At 53.8% G+C, this 20,474-nt stretch carries 19 protein-coding genes and 1 pseudogene; 3 read left to right on the forward strand and 17 right to left on the reverse strand.

Annotated features, from left to right (window positions below):
* Positions 1–6 precede the first annotated feature (6 nt).
* The 10 genes from P8A25_RS01405 to P8A25_RS01450 form a co-directional block, all read right to left on the reverse strand.
* Complete coding sequence (locus tag P8A25_RS01405) at positions 7–1,167, reverse strand: hypothetical protein (RefSeq protein WP_215443312.1); 1,161 nt, start codon at positions 1,165–1,167, stop codon at positions 7–9.
* A gap of 12 nt (positions 1,168–1,179) precedes the next feature.
* Positions 1,180–1,815, reverse strand: a complete 636-nt coding sequence (locus tag P8A25_RS01410) for a hypothetical protein (protein WP_215443313.1) — start codon at positions 1,813–1,815, stop codon at positions 1,180–1,182.
* A gap of 74 nt (positions 1,816–1,889) precedes the next feature.
* A complete protein-coding gene (locus P8A25_RS01415) occupies positions 1,890–2,351 on the reverse strand; it encodes a lysozyme inhibitor LprI family protein (RefSeq protein ID WP_180971579.1) in 462 nt (153 codons plus the stop codon).
* 103 nt (positions 2,352–2,454) lie between these two features.
* Positions 2,455–3,498, reverse strand: coding sequence for a DUF4339 domain-containing protein (locus tag P8A25_RS01420; protein ID WP_215443314.1), 1,044 nt, complete (start codon positions 3,496–3,498; stop codon positions 2,455–2,457).
* Positions 3,499–3,751: 253 nt separating this feature from the next.
* On the reverse strand, positions 3,752–5,161 hold the full coding sequence (locus P8A25_RS01425) for a DUF4339 domain-containing protein (RefSeq protein ID WP_215443315.1): 1,410 nt from the start codon (positions 5,159–5,161) through the stop codon (positions 3,752–3,754).
* A 202-nt stretch (positions 5,162–5,363) separates the two neighbouring features.
* Positions 5,364–6,125, reverse strand: coding sequence for a hypothetical protein (locus P8A25_RS01430; RefSeq protein WP_215443316.1), 762 nt, complete (start codon positions 6,123–6,125; stop codon positions 5,364–5,366).
* A 17-nt stretch (positions 6,126–6,142) separates the two neighbouring features.
* On the reverse strand, positions 6,143–7,039 hold the full coding sequence (locus tag P8A25_RS01435) for a DUF1348 family protein (protein WP_404838739.1): 897 nt from the start codon (positions 7,037–7,039) through the stop codon (positions 6,143–6,145).
* 629 nt (positions 7,040–7,668) lie between these two features.
* A complete protein-coding gene (locus P8A25_RS01440) occupies positions 7,669–8,217 on the reverse strand; it encodes a hypothetical protein (RefSeq protein WP_215443719.1) in 549 nt (182 codons plus the stop codon).
* 28 nt (positions 8,218–8,245) lie between these two features.
* Positions 8,246–8,611 (reverse strand): hypothetical protein, encoded by a 366-nt coding sequence (locus P8A25_RS01445; RefSeq protein ID WP_215443721.1) that lies wholly within the window; start codon positions 8,609–8,611, stop codon positions 8,246–8,248.
* A 113-nt stretch (positions 8,612–8,724) separates the two neighbouring features.
* Positions 8,725–11,289 carry an autotransporter outer membrane beta-barrel domain-containing protein gene (locus P8A25_RS01450; RefSeq protein ID WP_251828006.1) on the reverse strand — a complete coding sequence of 855 codons (2,565 nt, stop codon included), beginning with the start codon at positions 11,287–11,289 and terminating at the stop codon, positions 8,725–8,727.
* 291 nt (positions 11,290–11,580) lie between these two features.
* On the opposite strand from P8A25_RS01450, the gene P8A25_RS01455 reads away from it, so the two are divergent.
* A complete protein-coding gene (locus tag P8A25_RS01455) occupies positions 11,581–12,036 on the forward strand; it encodes a hypothetical protein (RefSeq protein WP_251828007.1) in 456 nt (151 codons plus the stop codon).
* Between the two features lie 135 nt (positions 12,037–12,171).
* Here the strand turns inward: P8A25_RS01455 and P8A25_RS01460 are convergent.
* Both P8A25_RS01460 and P8A25_RS01465 read right to left on the reverse strand, forming a co-directional pair.
* Positions 12,172–13,317 (reverse strand): annotated as a pseudogene (locus P8A25_RS01460) (hypothetical protein); the annotation flags it as partial.
* 105 nt (positions 13,318–13,422) lie between these two features.
* Positions 13,423–13,728, reverse strand: coding sequence for a TRL domain-containing protein (locus P8A25_RS01465; RefSeq protein ID WP_102729928.1), 306 nt, complete (start codon positions 13,726–13,728; stop codon positions 13,423–13,425).
* A gap of 286 nt (positions 13,729–14,014) precedes the next feature.
* Here P8A25_RS01465 and P8A25_RS01470 point away from each other — a divergent pair, with 286 nt between their 5' ends.
* Positions 14,015–15,082: a tyrosine-type recombinase/integrase gene (locus tag P8A25_RS01470; protein ID WP_215443725.1), complete on the forward strand. Its 1,068-nt coding sequence runs from the start codon at positions 14,015–14,017 to the stop codon at positions 15,080–15,082.
* A gap of 43 nt (positions 15,083–15,125) precedes the next feature.
* Here P8A25_RS01470 and P8A25_RS01475 read toward each other — a convergent pair whose 3' ends face one another.
* Together P8A25_RS01475 and rnc are read right to left on the reverse strand one after the other, a co-directional pair.
* Positions 15,126–16,466 (reverse strand): porin, encoded by a 1,341-nt coding sequence (locus P8A25_RS01475; RefSeq protein WP_215443727.1) that lies wholly within the window; start codon positions 16,464–16,466, stop codon positions 15,126–15,128.
* A 143-nt stretch (positions 16,467–16,609) separates the two neighbouring features.
* On the reverse strand, positions 16,610–17,305 hold the full coding sequence (gene rnc, locus P8A25_RS01480) for a ribonuclease III (protein WP_022397654.1): 696 nt from the start codon (positions 17,303–17,305) through the stop codon (positions 16,610–16,612).
* A 162-nt stretch (positions 17,306–17,467) separates the two neighbouring features.
* Between rnc and P8A25_RS01485 the strand changes: the two genes are divergently transcribed.
* Positions 17,468–17,971 (forward strand): flavin reductase family protein, encoded by a 504-nt coding sequence (locus P8A25_RS01485; RefSeq protein WP_022397653.1) that lies wholly within the window; start codon positions 17,468–17,470, stop codon positions 17,969–17,971.
* A gap of 57 nt (positions 17,972–18,028) precedes the next feature.
* Here the strand turns inward: P8A25_RS01485 and recF are convergent, their stop codons facing one another.
* From recF to cmk, 3 genes are read right to left on the reverse strand one after another with little or no spacing between them, the layout of a single operon-like run.
* The gene (gene recF / locus P8A25_RS01490; RefSeq protein ID WP_215443729.1) at positions 18,029–19,084 is read right to left on the reverse strand and encodes a DNA replication/repair protein RecF; all 1,056 of its coding nucleotides are present in this window, start codon (positions 19,082–19,084) and stop codon (positions 18,029–18,031) included.
* A gap of 19 nt (positions 19,085–19,103) precedes the next feature.
* Positions 19,104–19,715, reverse strand: a complete 612-nt coding sequence (locus P8A25_RS01495) for a lysophospholipid acyltransferase family protein (protein WP_102736980.1) — start codon at positions 19,713–19,715, stop codon at positions 19,104–19,106.
* The gene (gene cmk, locus P8A25_RS01500) at positions 19,712–20,353 is read right to left on the reverse strand and encodes a (d)CMP kinase (protein ID WP_102722166.1); all 642 of its coding nucleotides are present in this window, start codon (positions 20,351–20,353) and stop codon (positions 19,712–19,714) included. Before cmk ends, P8A25_RS01495 begins: the two co-directional genes overlap by 4 nt.
* Between the last annotated feature and the right edge of the window lie 121 nt (positions 20,354–20,474).

The following is a 20,474-nucleotide window of genomic DNA, read 5'->3' on the forward strand; positions in this document are numbered from 1 at the left end:
GTTTATTCATAAATTGACGGAAGGCAAAATATAGTTCAAATAAGATAGGATTTGGTTCATGTTCAAACAGGGCTGTAGAATAATATAATTTATTGAAATGCCTGATATGGCCAAGGTAAATGATTTGTGACCAGGAAAAAATCCGTTCTGTTCGTATTTGAGGCGACCCCATGCAAAACAGGCGAGCGCCGATAATAGCGGGAGCGCGTAAGGCCATCGCATATATTCAAAAAGGTAATAGGAATTTCTGAAAAGTAAAATGGACAGCCATGAGAGCAGGATGCCTGCAATGAGCGCAAGTTCAAACCGTACGGATTTATAATAAAACTTCGCCATAAAAATGAGAAGATAGAGGCTGAATATGGATATAATGGCATAAAAGGCTTCTCCCCTGTAAGGGGTATGAAGGAATCCCATGGCTCCACCAACGGACATGGCCGACAGTAATATGGCTGTTAGCGGATTATGGTGGATTCCGGAAATCTGTTTAAAAACAGGGCCGCACATGGCAGGGATGAGAAGGGCCGCCCCTGATATGATGTAGGCCATATTGACGGCAGCGGCATTTTTTACGGACGGGAATAGATCGCCCGTAAGCAGAAAGATAATGTAGGGATCAGAAATGCTATCCTTTGTGTCAATAGTTATTCCAAGGATAAACAAAACGATGATAATGAAAAAAGAAATCAGGGAAGAGACAGGATGTTTTTGGATGGGATAAATGATGTCGTAAAATGAATTTTTATAAGAAAAGCTTCTCTTCCATAAACCGTTGATCCATTCCCCCGCCTCTTTTTGCCCCTCCGGGGAGCACATGACTCCTTTGCCCTGCAACCCTTCTTCCGTATCATCCCACGTACCTTCGTAGATATTGCCGTCGCTCCATGTCATCGTTCCGCGGCCCTTTCTGAATGTTCCGCAAAAAGTCCCCTGGTCCGTTCGCTGGTGCTGCGCATGGTAAAAGGTGGCATTTCCGGAGAGGTTGTCGTTTTCCCATGTCCCCTGCACCCAGGAACCGTCATTGAACGAATAGGTTCCTTTCCCGTGTCGGCGGCCGTCCTTTAATGCTCCGGCATAGCTTTCTCCATGGGGACAGGTCTGAGTATTGCGGGAGTGACCGCTGTTTTCAGCGGGAAAGGGGTTCGGTGTTGTAGAAGTGCTCAACATAAAATGGAGGGATTATTCAGGTTTTTGGTTAAAGGCGATACATCCGGCCTTCAATGCCTGCCAAACGCATACCATCCAGACAAATGGACCAATGATGGCGGCTCCTATGGCCAGACCGACTCCAAGCCCTCCAATACGGAATCCCCATTTTTCCATGGAAGATTCCAGGTCTGTTCCCCGGATGGTTGCTCTGGTGCCATCGTTGAACGCAATACTTTTACCTTCGAGCGCATCCGCATATTTATCTTCCGCTTTCCATTCTGCACTGGTTTCTTGAACGATACTACCGAAAGTGTCCTCTTCCGGGAAGAATCCCATGGCTTTTCCAACCCCGAGGGCAATGCTGTTGAAAAGCCATAAAAGAACCATACTTGCGAAAAAACCTTCCGTCACATAGCCATAAATGGCCACTATCAAGCCTATCCCTATCAGAGGGACGATGACCAGGGGGGCGATATTTTCAACATTCGGCTTCAGTGTCTTCCTGTAAAAGGCTACAATGTATAAGATAAAGGCTATCAGGGAGGTGACCATGATGAAGGCGATAATTTCCTCCGCCTGCGTTATGGAGTCCCCTCCCGTCAAGGATTTCTGAATGATCTGGACGATATTGTGGAAGAACTCCGATAAATTTTCCGATTTTTTCATGAAATGGTTTTATTCAGTAGTCACTATGTAAAAGGAGAGTTGGCTGCAACTATTCAAGGAGGATGAAATCCAAATTAAAGATCGCAGCTCTGGATGATGGAGAGCAGATCTTCCAGAATGCGGCAGCGTGTTTCAGTCATTTCAATGATCATGATATTCATATTGGCTTTGAACCATCCGTCTTCCTTCTTGTTTTCCTTCCCTGCTTTAAGACAGAACCCGCAGGCATGCATGGTGGCGTCTCTGGCGGTAAGCCACGCTTGCTGGGAAGTCTTTAACGGTTCCGCCAGTTCCGGACGGAACGCGTAATATTGCAGCAAGCGTTGATAGACCCGGTGAAGCCTTTTTTCCCAATAGAACCAGAGTTCCACCCTGATTCTATTGGCTTGTTGTTCGTTATTTGGATTACTGGATTTTTTGAGCAATGCCGTTAGTTCCTGCTTGTCGGGAACTAGTCCGGGTATCTGTTTTTCCAGGGCTCCCTTTGAAATATTACCGGAAAAAATGACCAGCAACACACGAGTCGTCATTTTCATTGTTAGCGAGAAAGCATGCCTCATTTGTTGAAATATTGGAATTCGGATTCTTCGGCAAACGTCCGGAAAGCGCTCTTTTGCTGGAAGGGATAGTTGGTGGGAATCAGGCCTCCTTCGCTTGTAAGAGAACCAGCCTTTTGTACATGGCTGCAATGAGAGAGATTCCCATTACCGGGGCCAACAAAATGCTAATGATCATACCCAGGTCAGGACTGATCAGAGACATGAGACCGAGGAGAACCGCAAACGATATCAGGAGAGCTATTGAGGCCAGGAAAAAGGAAAACTTGTTCCCATAAGTGTATTTGTTGCTTAATGTCAGTGCCTCTGTGGGATTGACTCCCTTATCAATCAAAAGAATCGGCGCCAACATCCATGAGTATGCCAGGACGACGCCGGGGATAATAAAGAGACACGAACCAGTGACTATTCCGAAAATCATTAGAGAAGCCATGATAAAAAATTCTCCAAAGAATTGCCTGTAGCGTCTGGCAAAAATACATGTTGGAGAAATGATTTTCCCCTTGGCCAAATCCACCGGAAGGTTAGCTATGGCTATCGTGGTTCCTATATGGATGTATGGAATCCAGATGGTTAAAGCCCACAGGATAACGGCCAGGAAAACAGATAAAAAATTTTTGAAGGCAATGGCATACGTATCCAATAAGATAGGCAGAAATCCCTTTCCGACTTCTCCTTTGGCGAGAGCATGGAATTTTTGCTTCTGCTTGAAAGGCGCTAATGAATAGGGAGAGCCTTGCGGCGGGAGGATGTCACTCAAACGGCGCCATTGGGCATCCCCTTTCCGGATGACGTTGGCGGATTCATGGATGATGTGTTGCTTCAGCAGCTTGCGCAGTTCCTGTTTGCTGACGGGGCCTGTAGCCTGTCCGTCGGCTGAGGCATAATAATATGCCCTGCCTGATTCGTTCATGTTTTCAGCAACAGACGGAGCTGGCTGATCTGCCGCTTGAGGTGGGAGGATGTCACTCAAACGGCTCCATTGGGCATCCCCTTTCCGGATGACGTTGGCGGATTCATGGATGATGTGTTGTTCCAGCAGCTTGCGCAGTTCCTGTTTGCTGACGGGGCCTGTAGCCTGTCCGCCGGCTGAGGCATAATAGTATGTCTTATCTGATTCGTTCATAACAGTGTCGATGTATGTATCTGTTAGTTGAAAAAGTGATTGGCGTCTCTATGGGGCAGCGGGATGGCGATGCAGATGGGGTTGAACGCGGCATCAGGAAGCCATGAATCTTACCCTTGCAAGCACAGCTTTTCCGGTCAGGTAATTGATGCCGAATATTCCTGTGCAGACAGGTATAGATCCTGTAAGAACCAGGGCGAAGGCTGTCAGGAAATATGTTCTGTCCGGACATGGGGTACGGAAAGCAATAGCGTTAGGACTTTTTCCCGCCTTTCAGGATAGATAAAAGCAGTTCCGGCAAAAGAGCCGCGAAGATATAGCACAAATGAAGGGCTACGGGCGCTGCCAGCAGAGATATCCATCCAATCACTCCCCATACGGATAATTCCCCCGACATCAGCAGCCGCACAAGGAAACCTCCCCTGTCCCCGGAAAAGAGGACAAAACAACAGAAGCCGCACAATCCCAGCAACCATACGGGAATCAGCGTTTGCGCCGCTACCAGGGAGAAGCGGAGCTGATACATCATATATCCAATAAGGTCCGAAGGCCCGGAGGCTTCTTTATCCGTCACTTTCATGAAAAGCCGGTCGCAATTCAAATGCAGCCAGATCATGTACAACTGGGAAGCCAGAGCCAGAATCGCCAGGAAAATAAAGATCCCTTTCGCAAAGAAGAGGGAAATGAGCGTGCCAAGCAATAAAATACACAATATGATGACATTGAGCCTGGGCAGCAGCATGGAGGATAACACTGGCTTCCTGCTATAGAAATAGTTGACATTGGCTTTTGAAAACAACCCGGAAATGTATTGCAGGATGACTCCTAAAAGAAAGCCTCCGCCCAACGCCGCCATGAAGGTTCCTCCAGACATTCCACTGTCCGACTCCACCGCCTTTTGTGCGGTTTCCATGGCTCTGGGATTGAACGTGGAATAAGGGGTCATGTACATGGGTTGGGGCTCGGAAGCAATGGACGCCACGGCAAAAGCAAACAGGATGGATGTCAAGATCGTCATCACGCTTGTCAGATGAATGGTGAAATTGACCCACTTTTTAAAGTGAGGCACCAATTTTCTGAACCCGAACAAACTGTACAGACGATTATCTATAAACGTATTGAGGTCATTGAGAGTTTTCTCGGCTATATCCATCATCCGGGCAGCCCCGTCAACGGCAGAAACACGGTTCTCTTCATGCCGCTCCGTTGGCAAGGGAGGGAAGCAGGCAGGGACTGGGGGAGGAACAAACGCTTCGTCTCTCCCGGGCTGCTCGTGATCCTTCAGCATGTGCTTGATTTGGCGCCATTGGGTTTCCCCTTTCCGGATGACATTGACGGATTCATGGATGACACCTTGCGCCAGCAGCTTGCGCAGTTCCTGTTCGCTGACGGGGCCTGTAGCCTGTCCGTCGGGAGGGGCATAATAGTATGTTTTATCTGATGGGCTCATGTTTCCTGCGCCAGGCGGAGCTGGCTGAGCCGCCGCTTGAGGTGGGAAGACGTCACTCAAACGCCGCCATTGGGCGTCCCCTTTCCGGAGGATGTTGGCGGATTCCTTGATGGTGCCTTGTTCCAGCATCTTGCGCAGTTCCTGTTCGCTGACGGGGCCTGTGGCCTGTCCGCCGGGAGAGGCATAATAGTATGTCTTATCTGATTCGTTCATAACGGCGTGAATAGCGTGTATCTGTTGGTCGCAAAAGCTTGCGTGGGTTTATATGGGGCGGAAGGACGGCGGTGTGTGACAGTTGGTTTCGGCAGGCTTCCGTTTTTTCCAGGCTTTTTCCCCCAAGGGTGGAAAAATCATTCCTGACAACAGGGAAGAAGGAAAGAGAACTGTTTTCATGTCGGTTCTGCATCAACATTGTTTATTGGGGCAGAGTAATGGCAATGCCGGCAAGCTTGATTCCGATCTCCTGTCCTATGTTAGTCACCATATACCCCTTGAGCGCGCCCGTGTATCTATTGCCCTTTCTTCCAGTGAACGTAATGACGGCCAGTTGTTTCCTGTCATCATTCACCCACTTTTTAAAAGAACTGGCGCTGGTAATGATCCAAGTCCTGGCTTTTTGGGCATTAAATTGTTCGGAGTACTCGAAAGAAATCAGAGCAGTATTTCCTTGAGGTATATAGCTGCCTTCATCAATCCAGAACTCCCCTGGTTTAAACGTTTCTTCAAAAACTTTACCTTCGCCTTCTAGTTTGTATTCAATAGTAATGGTAGCTCCGGCGATGGATTTTGGGGCATGGATGATGTTGTCCGTCTCTTTTTTCTTTTTCGTTAATAGGACTCGCAGCTCCTGTTCCCTTGTTTCCAGTGAATGGAGTTGCTGTTCACTTTCCTGCAGGAAGCGTTGCAGGGCTTCCAGGTTTTGATCCTGTTTGATTATCTGCTGTTTAAGATATTTCTCTTGTTCCTCCAAAATAGGAATAGCGTGAGCGCCAGAGTCCTGGAGGGCGGGATGGTGTTTTTTGAGTGCTTCTTCCAGGGCGGATTTTTCTTTTTCCTGGGCGGCGATTTCCTGTTGGGCCTGTTGGCATAGTTCCTGATTATGCCGGCATGAGTTGAACAACCATCCAGGAAGACCCAGGGAAAGCGCCAGAACTAAGGGGATAATAAGGATTTTCATGGGAAGAAGGCATTTAATTATTTAATATTTAACGGAGCGAGACGATATCCTGCCGATTCGTCTGGAGGCATGTTTGAATTGAGTTCCTCCCTCCAATGGATGATTTGCCCGATAGAGTTGGTCTCCCACATCTCCTTGGCGTATCCCTGGATGCTGCGACCTTTCTGATCGGCGTACTTGTAAATATAAATAATTTCCACGTGATTGTTCTGGTAAGCCACTTTGAGAAGGCGGTAACTGCGCCGCGGCCATTTCTTCCAGAATTCCCGGACGTTATTCATGACCATTTCATTGGAAACTTCCCGGTTGTTGGCGTACTGATAATTGCAATAGGGAGCAAAATGCCCGGAAAGCACGGCGGCAGTTCCATGCTTGCGTGCCTTTAGATAGGCTATGCTGGTCTGCCGCAAGAGAGCGTCAGTTTCCGGGCAAGGGGGATTGATCATGGGGGGGGTGACGGTGTTTGCGTTTACGCGTTCCCGGGTATCCGGCCTGATCTTGTCCTTGGTAATTTTAACCAATTCTTTTTCCAGAGTTTCCGTGCGCTTGTTGGCATCGGATAGTTCAGTAAGGGCGGAGTTGTATTTTTGGCGGGTTTGTTCCACCTCCTTTTCCTTTTTCCTCAATATTGCCAGAAGACGCGCATTTTCTTCTTCCTTCAGGAGCTTGCTTTGATTGTTCTTCCGGGCATCATTCTGTTTTTTCCGCAGCAGAGTTATTTTTTCAGACAAATCCGCAGCGTCCTTTTTCAGATGAACTGTTTGTTCCTCCGAGGCCTTTTTTTCTGTGTGCAAATAGTAGCTTAAGCCTCCGCCGGCTGCCAGGATGGCGGCTACTGCAGGAAGGAGCCAATTTAGTTGTTTCTTTTGTCCGGAGCTTGAGGTGTTTGGAGGCGTGGGCGGCAGTGGCGGCATTCCCGGCAACGGTGGTACAGGCGCGTCTGTGGGCGATGGAAGCGGAATCTCCGGCAAGGGCGGTACAGGCGTGTCCGCAGACGGTGGGGGAGGAATCTCCGGCAAGGGCGGTACAGGCGCGTCTGCGGGCGGCGGGGGAGGAATCTCCGGCAAGGGCGGTACAGGTGCGTCTGCGGGCGGTGGGGGAGGAATCTCCGGCAAGGGCGGTACAGGCGCGTCTGCGGGCGGCGGGGGAGGAATCTCCGGCAAGGGCGGTACAGGCGCGTCTGAGGGCGGTGGGGGAGGAATCTCCGGCAACGGCGGTACAGGCGCGTCTGCGGGCGGTGGGAGTGGAATCTCCGGCAAGGGCGGTACAGGCGCGTCTGTGGGTGGTGGGAGTGGAATCTCCGGCAAGGGCGGTACAGGCGCGTCTATGGGTGGTGGGAGTGGAATCTCCGGCAGTGGCGGTTCCGGCGGCAATGGCGGCCAATCTGCTTGCGGCTCCGCCGCGTTGGCTGGTAAGGGCGGGAGAGGAGAATCCATCGGGTGCATAGATCAGGAAATGAAAGGGAATGGAGTGTTAAAATACCTTGCCGTCAGGTAGAAACATCACGGTTTGACTCCGTGGAGTACTATGGTTAGAATGTCTATCATATATCCTCGCCCGCAGGGCCTCCTTTAATCTCCAGATCTTTGCCGGGGAGGGTGGGACCGGCACTGATCGTTCTGCGTTTAACAGGCGTGCCGTTGATATGGGTCAGATTGAAGGAGAAGGCGCCGCCCCGGAGGTAGGAGCGGTAGTCGTTGGCTGCATGCCATTTGCCGCTGAGGCAGCGGCGGTTTTTGTAAATGCTCCCTTTGTACCTGACGGTGGTGCCGGTGGAGCTGTTCATGACGGCCATTTTCGCGCCGAGGTAGGAATCTCCCAGGGTGGTGAGGTAGAAAGTAATCCTCCGGTCGTCCACTCTGCCGCCAATGCTCCCGCAGGAGAATGGGTCAGTGGCAGAGGACGACGGAATGCTCAATTTGCCTGAAACGGTACCATCCCTGTATTCCTTCAGGATTAATGCGCGCGCCTGTCCGCCGCTCGTTCCGGTGACTGTCCCGCGGTAGGTGTATTCCCCCACGATGGGGGAGCAGGAGATCGTCGCCAGCGTCAGCAATGCCGCCGGGAAGGTGTGGATGCAGTCCGTTTTCATAGATCAGGGTTAAGGCCGAGGTGAAAAATCAGGGGAGGATATGGGGATTGTCCGCCAGGGCCTTCCTCAGCTTGTAAGAACCGTAATAGTCCTTCTGGAACAAGGCTTGCCGCAGGGGCTCCTTCCGGAACAGGATTTTGCCGTATTCTTTTTTGTTCCAAAGTTCCTTCTTTTCTTCTTCTTTCATGGTTTCCTGCAATTCTTCGGATTTTTTACGGAGTTCGGCGAGCCTTTCGGCGTTTTTTTCCGCGCTGGATTGATCCTTGATGCTTTCCATGAGTCCAATCATTTCTTCCTGCATGTCCAGGTATTGTTCCGTGTTTGTTTTCTGGCAGGAGACGGCGGTCAGGGTCAGGAGTACGGCGCAGATGGCGGAGATGGTTTTTTTCATCATGGTGTGTTAATAGTTAATAGTTAAAAGTTAATAGGCGATGGCCGGTGGGGATGCGCGCCGGGGGTGGGGTGTGTGCCCGGCGCGCATCTGGGTTTGTTTTTTGCAGTTTGGAGTTAGAAGCTGTAGGAGACGTTAAGGTTGACGCTTTGGTTGGTTTGTCCGCTGCGGACTTCAAGCGTATAATAGGCTCCCGCCTGCCAGTTTCTGCTGATTTGCCAGCCCAGGCCGGCGCGGGTCATCAGGGCGTTCCTGCCGGGAGCGTGGCCACGGCCGGTTACGGATTGCCCGGCTGTCCAGGTGCGGGTGTACGGGTTCCTGCGTGCGATGTCTCCTACATACGCCACGCTCAGTTCAGGCAGGAGGGCCTGGCCATTGCCCAGCCCACAGACGGACTTGAGGGTGATGCCCACGGGGATGCTCCATGACTGCAGGCCTCCATTCCCGAAGGAGCGGCTGCCGCCGTCAAAGGTTTCTTCAATGGGGCCCTGGGTTCCGTACATGTAGGTGATTCCGGTGAAGGGAGACACGGTAAAGGCGTCTCCAGCCTTGATGTCCCAGTCGGCCAGCAGGCCGAAGGCGTAAACATTGTCATCCCAGCGGGCCCGTCCGGGCGTCTGCTGGGAGCCGCCCACATGCGTTCTGGCGGTATGATCAACGCTGCCGTAGGAGAAATAGCCGGAGAGGTTCAACTCATGCCCCCGGGCAAGTTCCTTGCGGAGATTGCCGTACAGGGCGAACATGAAGGACCTCTGTTTGTCGGAGAGCAGGGAGTCGGAACTCTTGTGGGTCCCGAACATCTGGCCGAATGCGGCTCCTGCCACGGCGTCCTTTCCGAGAGCTACATCCGTGCCGACGGCATAGCCACCGCCTTGATAGGAAAATCCGCTCAGGGAGTCCATGGAGGACATGGAAGTGAAGTACCCCAGGCCGGCTCCCCACAGGCGGGAGGATCTGTTTCCGGCCATTTTCCCCTGTTCGTTTGCCGTACGGGCAAAGGAAGCGACGGAGGAGGCGCTGCTCCAGAGGGTATCTGCCAGCAATGCGGCATCGCGGCCCGCCAGGCCGGTGGCGGCGGCAACGTTCAGCTTGCCGGAGAAAGTGAGAAGCCCGGTTTCCGGATTCCAGTCCAGGACTCCGCCGTCTTCCAGCAGGCCGGTTTCTCCGGTGAGATGGAGTTGTTGTTCCAGAGCGGCGTTTCCGGTGATTTCAGCCGCTTGGAGCAGGTTCAGCGTGAAGGACTCGGAACCTGCGGCAATCAGTCCGGAGCCGACGTGTACCTCAATGGACGGCGTTCCAGCGATAGACAGGGTTCCCACGGTTGCGTGGGAATAGGTGTCTGCCGCATTCATCCCGGCGCTGAAGGGGGTTGTTCCGTTGACGGAAAATGCCATTCCGGAGCCTTCTTCAAATGTCAGGCCATTGAAGCTGGCCGCCCCCTGAATCTTCAAACGTCCCCCCTGCCGGACGGTGACGGACTCAAAGGAGCCGCCGCCGGAAAGGATGCCGCCATTCTGCACCAGAACCATGCCGGTAGTCTGGCCGCTGTTGCTCATCCTGCCCTGGAGGGTAACGTTGCCTTCCAGAGATCCGCTGTTGTTCAACAGCGCGTCTTTCGCCACGGTGATTTGTTCAGCCGTCAAATCCCCCGTGTTGGCCAGAGCTGACTGGCTGTTCAGGTTGATGTTCGCAACATTCAATGTCTTGTTGTTGGTCACGGAGCCGTCGGAGTTCACGGTAAGGGAGCTGCCCTGAATGGTGCCGTTATTGATGAGGGAGGCATTGGTTTCTCCGCTGTTGCGGGAGGAACCGACGGTAATGACTGTGTTTTCGTGACCCAGAGAGGCTGTTTCTTTGATGTCGGCCAGGCCGCTGCGGACATTCAGGGCGGCGATGTTGTACCTTTCCCCGCTCAGGTCAACGGCGCTGCTGTTCAGGGAGCCGTTACTGCTGCCGATGGCGACGCCGCCGGCGCTGTTGCCGCCGGTTCCGTCAATGTCGTAGCCAATCCCTTTCTTGCCCGTCAGATTGCCCGTCAGGATCAGGCTCTGGTCTTCATTCATGACCAGCAGGCCGTCTGTTCCTTCTATAATGGTCTGGTTAGTGAGCGGCGTGTTCTGGGGAATGCCGGTTGCGTCCAGCGTACCGCCCAGCAGGTGGACGCGTTTGCTCAGATCAGTAATGGATTTTTCTTCTCCGGTACATACATAAATATCGTCTTCACCGGGCGTGGGCGTGGACCCTTCTTCCAGTTTAAGGATGATGCCCCATTTCCCGCCAGACAGGATCGTGGTTGTCAGTTCCGCATTTTCCAACGGGTTGAAGGTATTTATCCAGGTTTGCGTGCCGGCATCATAAGTTTCCGTCCAGCTCTGGAGCATCCAGTCGGAGATATTGTCGGTAAAGTTGTCTCCAATTTCTCCGTTGAGCTGAAAGAGCGTCAGGCTGTTGTTTTCTTCGCTGGTCAGGTTGGCATATTCGTTGCTCAAGTTGATGGTGATGGAACCGGAAACGGAAAGTGTTCCTGTGACGTCGATTCCATTGGCGCCATAATTGAAAGAGGCGTCATCAAGGTTTTCCGGGGAGAGCCAGATGGTGCTGTCCGTCAGACTTAAATTCGCATCAACGGTTAATGCGTAACCATCATTCTGGGGACGGAGCCGCAGATCCGCTCCTGTCATGGTGACGGATTGCGCCTCCAGGGTTGACCCCGTTCCACGGTAGTGATCCAGATAGGAGCCTTGTTCAAATACGATTTCCTGAGCAGTTAATTTATTATCGGATCCTGTAAACTCAACGGCTGAACCTTCCCGAACAGTAAACTTGCCTCCTGCCGTGAGGGAGGAGCCGCTCTGAAATTCGATCCTTCCCCCCTCTTTCAGGACAGTGTTTCCGACAATATCCAATGTTCCCTCCTGGGAAAGGCAGACATATCCGGATGACGTCAAGTTCCTTCCCGCTTCCATGCCTGCTTGGCTAATCCGCAAGTGGGCGTCGGATTCAAACGTTGCGTCACGGGCAATATTCAGGGCGCCGTTGTTGGAAATCTCTGTGGTAGAGCCGGTTTTGGCAAGATAATCTCCTCCATCAATACCCCTATTCAAAATATTCAGAATGGCTCCGTCCTTGACGTTCAGGGAACCTCCATGAAGAATGACGCTATTGCCGGCCTTGATGGAAGAGGTCAGGGAATCTGCCAGGCAATTCTGGAAAGTCTCCCCGGTAGTATCCAGTCCCAGAGTTTTGAAAATATTCTTCAGATCCTCTTCCGCATGAAGACCGGAAAATATGATGGCTCCGGTTCCTGTCACGGTATTGCCGTCACTATTTTCATAGCGATTCAGATGGTGATAAACATCGCTTGCGTTGACGACGGCATCGTAAAAGGTGATTGTTCCGCCAGTTTCACCGGTGGAAAGTTCAAGTGAAAGTGCCCATCCTTCTCCGGGAGCAATGCTGTTGAGTACGGCTCCGGTGAGGTTTTCTTCTTCGTCGTATTGTTTTACATAGTTGCCCTGAAACTCAACGGTTTCATTATTGACGAGGGAAACGGTTCCACCACTGGCGCAGATAGCGCCGCCTGTGGTTCCGGAGCTGTTTCCCGTGAAGGAGACTGTTTTATTTCCCGTGAAAGAAATGGAGCTGGTTAGTATGGCTCCTCCCCCTCCTTCAGCCGTGTTGCCTTCAAAGGAGATGGTTTCATTTTCTTGAAAGATGAGGGAACTGTTTGACTGAGAATAGATGGCACCGCCTCCATTTCCTGAGGAGTTATTAATGAAAGATAGTGCTCTGTTTCCTTGGAACACAGGTATTTGGTTGGCATAGTTTAGCCCATGCAGGGCAATAGCTCCGCCGCTGCCTGTTGCAGTATTATTTTCAAATACAACACTGGCATTATTGGTGATGTCAAAATGGAAGAAACCATTATCATAATGAATATATAGAGCGCCTCCGTGAGCATTTTCCGGACTCCAAAACTCTCCTGTTGCGTTGTTGTCGGTGAAGCTGACTTCCTCCTTTGTGTTGGTAATGCTTAGGGATGCGGCGTAGATGGCGCCAGCGGACTGAGAATTGTTGCCGGTAAATACCACTTGGTTATTTCCGTCAAATTTGACAGTTCCATAAGTGAAAATGGCTCCTCCTTGTGCGACGGTATTCCGGAAGGAATCATCAGTATTGGTTGTCTGATTCTTCAGGAAAATAATGTTATTATTGTCTTTAAACGTGAATTCATTGCCGTTTCTTCCGGAAATAGCTCCACCGTACTTGCCAGCATGATTAGATTCAAAACGGATTTCTCCGAGATTGCTCTCAAATGTCAGTCCCAAAATTCCTCCCGCTATTGCTCCCCCGTCATTTGTTGTCGTATTGTTGATAAATTTGATATGTCCCTCGTTATTCAAAAATTCCACTTTTCCTTTAGAGCTGCCATATCTTGACGTGTCTACGCAGATGACTCCTCCATCATTATTACTAATGCTGTTATTGAGGAATTCTATAGCTTTGTTATTTTGGAAAGAATATAATAATATGGGACTGCTGGGCGTAATATTGAAATCGTATGAGAGACGGCGGCTTCCATTATTGAAAGACAGCGTTTCCTCAGAGTTCTGAAAAAGTTCGGTTGCCGTGGAGATGGATGTGCCGGCGACCGGAAGGAAAAGGGAAAGCAATATTCTGCGGAGGGCGCAGGGCAGGTGAATTTTCATTATAAGCAGGAAAATTAGGAATTGCAGGGAATAGAAAGGAAAAACGGGGAGTGAGGAAACCGTGCGCCTTTCGGCGCACGGCTGTATGAAGACACCGCAAGAGGATTAGTTGCCTTTGACGGTGGTGGTGTACTTGCTGACTACGCCAAGGATGTTTTCACGCTTGACGTCCACGCTGGAGACCGTGCTGATGCCTCCCTGGGCCTTGGCGGCGGAGATGGAGGAATCGCCCACGGCAACCAGGCCGAGGTATGAAGTAGCCGTAGCTACCCCGGTGCGGGATCCGGACGAATTGGTAGCGGCGATGGGGTCTGATACGTTGGCATATACCAGTCCCGTGGGGTGGTTTGTGAGGCCGCCGCAGCTGCAAAGCAGGGCGGAGGATGAGAGCAGGATGAGGAGGTTTTTCATTATTGGATTTCAATTAATTGGTTTGACAGGCCTTCTCCTTATGGGAGGTTTCATGCGGCGTCATGCAACCGCGGATGCCCAAAAGAGAAGGCCTGTGTTGACGGATAGCGAATTCAGAATCCGTATAGAAATTCCTGCGTCCTCTTTGTCATTAAACGGTTTGGAAAAGAATTACCGGGATGGCGGTGCGGTGAAGGGTAATAGGATGGAATCACTGAACCTTTTGATTAATAAAGTACTATTTTTACTTGACTGCGGATTCTGAACCCGCGGCAAAATAGATGGAATGAAAGAGGAAATATCAGAAATGGACCATGCGGCTCTGGCCATTTTAAGAAAAACAGGGCTGGATGTGGTAGAAGCCGCCCAGCTGGCGCATGAATTGCTACAGGCCAGCAGGGGGCGCGGCGGTCGCCGGAAGAGAGCGAGGGAATGCATCCGTCTGGGAGAGGAGGCTTTAATTGCCAGAAGAAAAACCGTGGCGTTCAGGAGAGCCGTGGATGAGGCCATGGAGGCCCGGCATGACCGGAGGAAAAGAACCAGGGATGATTTCCGTTATATCAGCCGGCGTCTGCTAAGGTGCTGTCCGGAAATGGCCCGGAGGCCTGTACGCTTCATCACGCCCCAGGAATGCCGTGCCTGGCTGGAAAAATCATTTGGAACCCTCAGGCAGAGGCATAAGGCCCGGTTGGTGCTTAGCGGTGTTTTCGGAACAGCCGTGAAACGCGGCTGGTGCCGGGAAAACCCGGTGGCGTATGTAGACCTTCCAAGGTTGCAGGAGAACCCCATTCCCGTGCTGTCCCTGGAAGAAATGCACCGGTTGCTGACGGCGGCGGCGGAGTATGCCAACGGGGCGTGCCTGGCCGCGATTGGGCTTATGCTGTATGCCGGTATTCGTCCGGAGGAGGTGAGGCGCCTGGATTGGGCGCAGATTAATTTACGGGAGGGCATGGTTTCCTTGAAGGCGAGGCACAGCAAAACGGGAGGAGCTCGCATCGTGACGATCCGGCCGGTTTTGAGAAACCTGCTGGAACGAGCTGCAGCCATGGGATTCGGGACAGGAAGCGTGTGCCCGCATAACTGGCCGGCGAAGTGGAGGGCGTTGAGGCGTCTGGCCGGGTGGGACGGGAAGGAGAAGAAATGGACTGCGGATATTTTAAGGCATACGTTCGCCAGTTATTTTGCCAGGCATTTCAAGAATCTGCATGTATTGCAGATGGAAATGGGGCATGCTTCTTCCGATTTGTTAAGGACCAGGTATTTGAATATGGAAGGCATTACGGAAATGACGGCCGCCGTTTTCTGGGGGAACTGCCACGTGGGTTTTTCCTCCATAAAAAATGGCCGCCCCTGAATGGAGGCGGCCATACATTGACGGGATGATGCCGTCCGGCAGTTTAGAAATTGGTGCGGAAGGCAATGTTGTAGCTCCAGCCGGTGAAGCCTTTCTGCTTGCTGGCGTCCGTGCCGTTGGAATGGGCGTATTCAACGCCCGCCATGATCTTGGCCATGTTCGGGTTGCATTCGAAAATGTAGTAGTTGACGCCCAGGTACAGGGCCTGCATGCAGTCGGAAGTGCCGGAATAGGTAGAGTTCTGCGTATAGCGCTTTTCCCATTTCACGGCGTTGCTGCCCGCCGCCATCTGGTAGCGGACCACGCCTTCCCAGTTGGGGGTGAATTTGTAGGACGGCATGATGGTCACGCCGAAGACGTTTTCAGCCCCTGCCTTCATGCCAATGACGTTGAAGCCGGCCATCACTTCCGTCATCAGGGAGAAATCCCCCTGGGAGCCTTCCCAGGTCAGCGCCACCACGTCCTTGGCGCCGGTGCCCTGGTATTTGGATTTGAAGCCGTAGCCGGTGAGCTTTTCATACGCCTTGTTTTGTGCGTCGTCGCCCCAGTTGGTGAAGTTATGGGCGTAATCCAGCCACAGGCGGCTTTTTTTCAGGAAAACGTCGTTGGACGTATCATAGCTGAGCGTGCCGGTGACGAAGCAGTTGTCCCGGGAGTTGAAGGCGGGTTCAATGCGGTTGTTGAACGTGCCGGTTCCGGTTCCTCCGTTGCCGTTCATCCAGATGCCCGCGGCCCAGCCGAGCTTGTCATTCTTGTCGGAATTGTTCACCTGGAACCCGTAGTTGGTTTCCGAGCGGAGCTGGTTGACCAGCATGGAGCGTTCAATGGTCAGGATGGCGGAGGAGGAGGTGCGGTATTCTCCGGTGATGCGCGGCTTCATTTTGCCGATGGCGTAGGTGACGGGGCCCCCCTTGTATTCCAGATTCAGTTCATACAGGGAGTAGGTCAGGTCGGAGGTGTCCCAGGTATTGGTTTTCGCGTTGTAGTTTTCCAGACCGTCCATGCCGCCGATGTTCCAGACGTTGTTGAGCTTGAAGTTTTTCAGGAACTTCATGTTGAAGCCGGCGCGGAAGCGGCGCCATTCGTCGTTGAAGCGGCGGCCGTTGCCTTCCTTTTCACCCATCACGCGCCCTTCGCCGTTCGGGTCAATCCAGTCCAGTCCGTACTGCATGCGCAGGGAAACGTTGAATTCCTGGATGTAGGGATTCTTGTGATCCCGTTCCGCATTGAACCACTTGAAACGGTCGCCGAGCCATTTGCAGGTGGAAAAGCTGTCGCGGGCCAGCAGAACGTCTCCGGTGGATGCCGTGGAAGGCGTGGCGGCGGCAAAGGCGGCGGCTCCGAGAGTCATGATGCCGATGACGGGGAGAGTATAGGTTTTCATTTGTTTTCTATGGTTGGTGTGTGTCTGTGAGAAGGTCTTCCGGGGAAGGTTCTTCCTCACGGAGACGGCTTCTGTCTATCAAACCAGCCACAGGGCTGTCCAAGGCTTAAGGGTGACAAAATAGCCACCCGTCCCATTGAAGGTTACACGGTAATGCGGAGCCATGCTTTGGCGGCCAGGGCGTCCGCGGCGGCGGCCACTTCCGCCTTCCGCTTGCTGGCTCCATGGCCGGAACCGATGGCGTGTCCATGCCAGAAAACGCGGGAGTGAAAACGGTTTTCGGCGTCCCTCTGCCCTTTTTCTTCCGTTTCATAGGAAGGAGTTTCGGGCAGGATGTCCTGAAGAATGGCCTGGAGTTCCCCCTTGGGGTTGATTTCCTTGGGGTGGCTGGCCGCGGAGTCCAGCGCTTCATGAAGAACGCGCAGGGCCACGGCCTTGGCCGTTTCATAGTCGGAGTCCAGCGACATGGCTCCGAAGACGGATTCAAACGTGTTGGCGATGATGGAGTTTTTTCCCCGTCCTCCGGCCCGTTCCTCCCCTTTTCCCAGGGCAATGTATTTGTCCAGCCCCAGGATGAAGCCGTATTTGCCCAGATTGGCGCGGCTGACGGTGCGGGCGCGCAGTTGGGTCAGCTCCCCTTCCGGAGACTGGGGCATGTGGCGGTAAAGGTACTGTGTGACGGCAAGCTGTAAAATGGCGTCGCCCAGGAATTCCAGCCGTTCATATGTCCGGCGCGTTTCCGGCTTGCTGTCCGTGCTGGGGTGGGTGAGGGCCTGCACGAGCAGGTCCGGGTTTTTGAAACGGTAACCCAGCTTGTCTTCCAGCGCGGTATAGTTCATCCCGGAAATGCTAGGGCCGCCAATTCGGAAATGCAACTCCAAAGGAAGGGTGTTTCCGGCAGGGCGGGGCACGCCTTTTCCGCGTCATCCCAGCCGCTCCACGGCTTTGACATATGGCTGGAGAGGTGTAGGATGGTACGCGAACGAACGTTAGAGACCGCGATGAAAAAGATTGATCCAAAGGAGATTCGGGATAACGCCATGCAGTTGATCGGGCACGACTGGATGCTGGTGACGGCTGGAACGCCGGAGCATTTCAATATGATGACGGCCAGCTGGGGCGGCTTGGGCTTCATGTGGAAGAAGCCCGTGGCATTCGTGGTTATCCGTCCCCAGCGCCATACCTTCGGCTTCATTGAGGCCGGGGAGGAGTTCACACTTTCCTTCTTCAGCCATGAGTACCACAAGGCGCTGACTGTTTGCGGCACCACGAGCGGACGGGATACGGACAAGGTGGCCGCCTCCGGACTGACGCCGTATGCGACGGAGAACGGCAACGTGAGTTTTACGGAAGCGCGCCTGGTGCTGGAATGCCGCAAGCTTTATGCGGAGGCTCTCAATCCGGAAGCCTTTCTGGACAAGACCATTGTACCGGAGTGGTACGCCGCGCGGGATTTCCACAAGATGTACATCGTGGAGATTCTGAACGTTTGGGTGAAGGAATAACGTGCCGGAAATGCCGCCGGGGTGAATTCTTGTTTATCGTGATTCTCCTCAGTTTGTTTAGAGCGGTTTGAGCGTGGAATCCTCCAGCCGGAAGGACGGCAGGGGGCACGGGGTATCGTGCAGCCAGTCCAGATGGGTGGTGGTGATGAGGCTTTGCGCGTCCGCCGGGAGCGATTGCAGAAAGGCCACCCGGCGCGTGGGGTCCAGCTCCCCGAAGACGTCATCAATCAGGTGGATGGGCGTATGCCCCGTTTCTTCCGTGAGCAGGGAGGATTGGGCCAGCTTCATGGAGATGGCGATGGTGCGCTGCTGCCCTTCAGAGGCGAACTGTGCGGCGCTCCTGCCGTTCAGCGTGATGTCCAGGTCGTCCCGGTGGGGGCCGTTCTGGGTTTGCCCGTACCGGATGTCCCGGTCCACGGCGGCGCACAGCCGTTCATACAGGTCCCCTTCCTCCGAGGCGCGGTAGGCCACGGCCACCTGTTCCTCCCGTCCGCCGATGCTGCGGTAGGCGAGGGTGATGTGGGGGGCCAGCAGCGTCAGGAGGCTGGCGCGCAGGCTTTTCAGTTCCGTGCCGTGCAGGGCCAGCTGGCGCGTGTAGGCGTCCAGCTGCAGCTTGTCCCTGTGCCTGTGCTTGAGCAGGTAGTTGCGCGTTTTCAGCGCCCTCCGGTAGCTGAACAGGGCCAGCCTGTAGCCGGGGTGCCACTGGCTGCCCAGAAAGTCCATGTATTTCCGGCGGGCGTCCGCTCCGGCCTGCACCAGGGAAAGATCGTCATTCCCCATCCATACCACGGGGTAGCTGTCAGCCAGATAGCTGCGCTGGTCCTTGCGCGGCTCTCCGTTAACGCGGAGGTCCGGAGCGTCCGGGGTCCACAGGATGCGCCGGGTCTGCCCCGGCAGCTCTCCGCGGATGCCGAAGGCCTGCTTTCCGTGAGCGGCCAGCGGGCCGGGCCGGGCGGTGCGCGGGGATTGCAGGCGCAGCAGGAAGCAGACGGCTTCCAGCAGGCTGGTTTTTCCCTGCGCGTTGTTTCCCAGGATGATGGCCCCCTGCTGCGGAATCTGCCAGGAGAAGCTTCCGTAGCAGCGGAAGTCCATTAATTTCAGCCTGGAGATCATGGGGCAGGGGAAGGAGGGATTATTCCGCAGGGAGGGCGCGGATGGCGTCCATGATCCTGTCCGTCAAATGCTGGTACGCCTCTTTTCCCCTGGCGTTAAGTTCCGCCGGAGTAAAGGGGATTGGGTCCCCCACCGTGACCGTGACGGGGCGGAGTTTGGGGAAGCGGGCGCCGATGGGGAAGGCTTCATACGCTCCGCTGATGCGCAGGGGCTGCACGGGAACCTTCGTCTTGCTCAGAATGAGGCCGATGCCCCCCATGCCGTCGTGGATTTCACCGTCCGGAGTGCGGGAACCTTCCGGGAAGACGAGCACGCGCTTGCCGGATTTCAGCAGGCGGATGACGTGCTTGAGGCTGGCGGCGTCCGGGTTTTCCTGGTCGATCGGGATGGCCAGGCAGAGCGGAAGAGCCCATTTGAAGATGCCCTGGAACAGGGTCTTGCGGGCAAAGAAATAGATGCCGTCCTCATAGGAGATGCCCAGCATGGGCGGGTCCAGAAAGCTCTGGTGGTTGCTGACGATGAGCACGGGGCCGTCTTCAATGAGCTTTTCCCGGTTGACGACTTTCCAGGAAAAGAAGGCTTTGGAAATGCTTTTAAAGAGCGTGTAGAAAACCCAGTAGAAGGAGTTCATCTGGCGGAGAGTTTTTGTTGAATGTTGTCGGTAATGAAACGGACGACCTGGTCGATCGTCATGTCTGACGTATCTACCAGCAGGGCGTCCGGAGCCTGGGCCAGCGGGGCGGTGGCGCGGGAGGAGTCCTTGCGGTCCCGTTCCGCAATGGAGTCCGTCAGGCCTTCCGCGGCGCGGCGGGAGGCCCTCACTTCCTCGGAGGCGGTGACGAAGTACTTGAACGGCGTGTCCGGAAATACCACGGTGCCTATGTCCCTGCCTTCCATCACCACAGGTTCCCGGCGGTTGTATTCCCGCTGCCGTTCCACCAGCAGGGAGCGCACTTCCGGAATGGCCGCGATAGTGGAGACGTGGTCGTTAACCTGCGGGCGCGTGAGTTCTTCACCCAGCACGCGTTTCCCGCACAGGACCACGGAGCGGCTGCCGTCCTTTCCGAAGGAGAGGGGAACGGAGGACAGCGCTTCCAGCACGGCGGCCGTGTCCGCAGGGTCGATGCCCTGTTCCAGCATGTACCAGGTGACGGCCCGGTACATGGCCCCGGTGTTGATGAACGTGTAGCCGAGGCGGTCCGCGATGAGCTTGGCGACGGTGGATTTTCCGGATGCGGCGGGACCGTCAATGGCGATGGCTGGATGCATGAGTGTCTTCTATGTTGGAAATGGGGGCTAAAGCCGCTTGGATTGTAGCTTTGCGCCCCGTGGAAATCAAGACTGCGTTCCGGCGGCCCGTGCAAAAAGAGTTTCACTTTTTCCTGTAAAT

This window comes from Akkermansia sp. BCRC 18949, from assembly GCF_045011645.1.
Classification (GTDB): Bacteria; Verrucomicrobiota; Verrucomicrobiia; order Verrucomicrobiales; family Akkermansiaceae; genus Akkermansia; species Akkermansia massiliensis.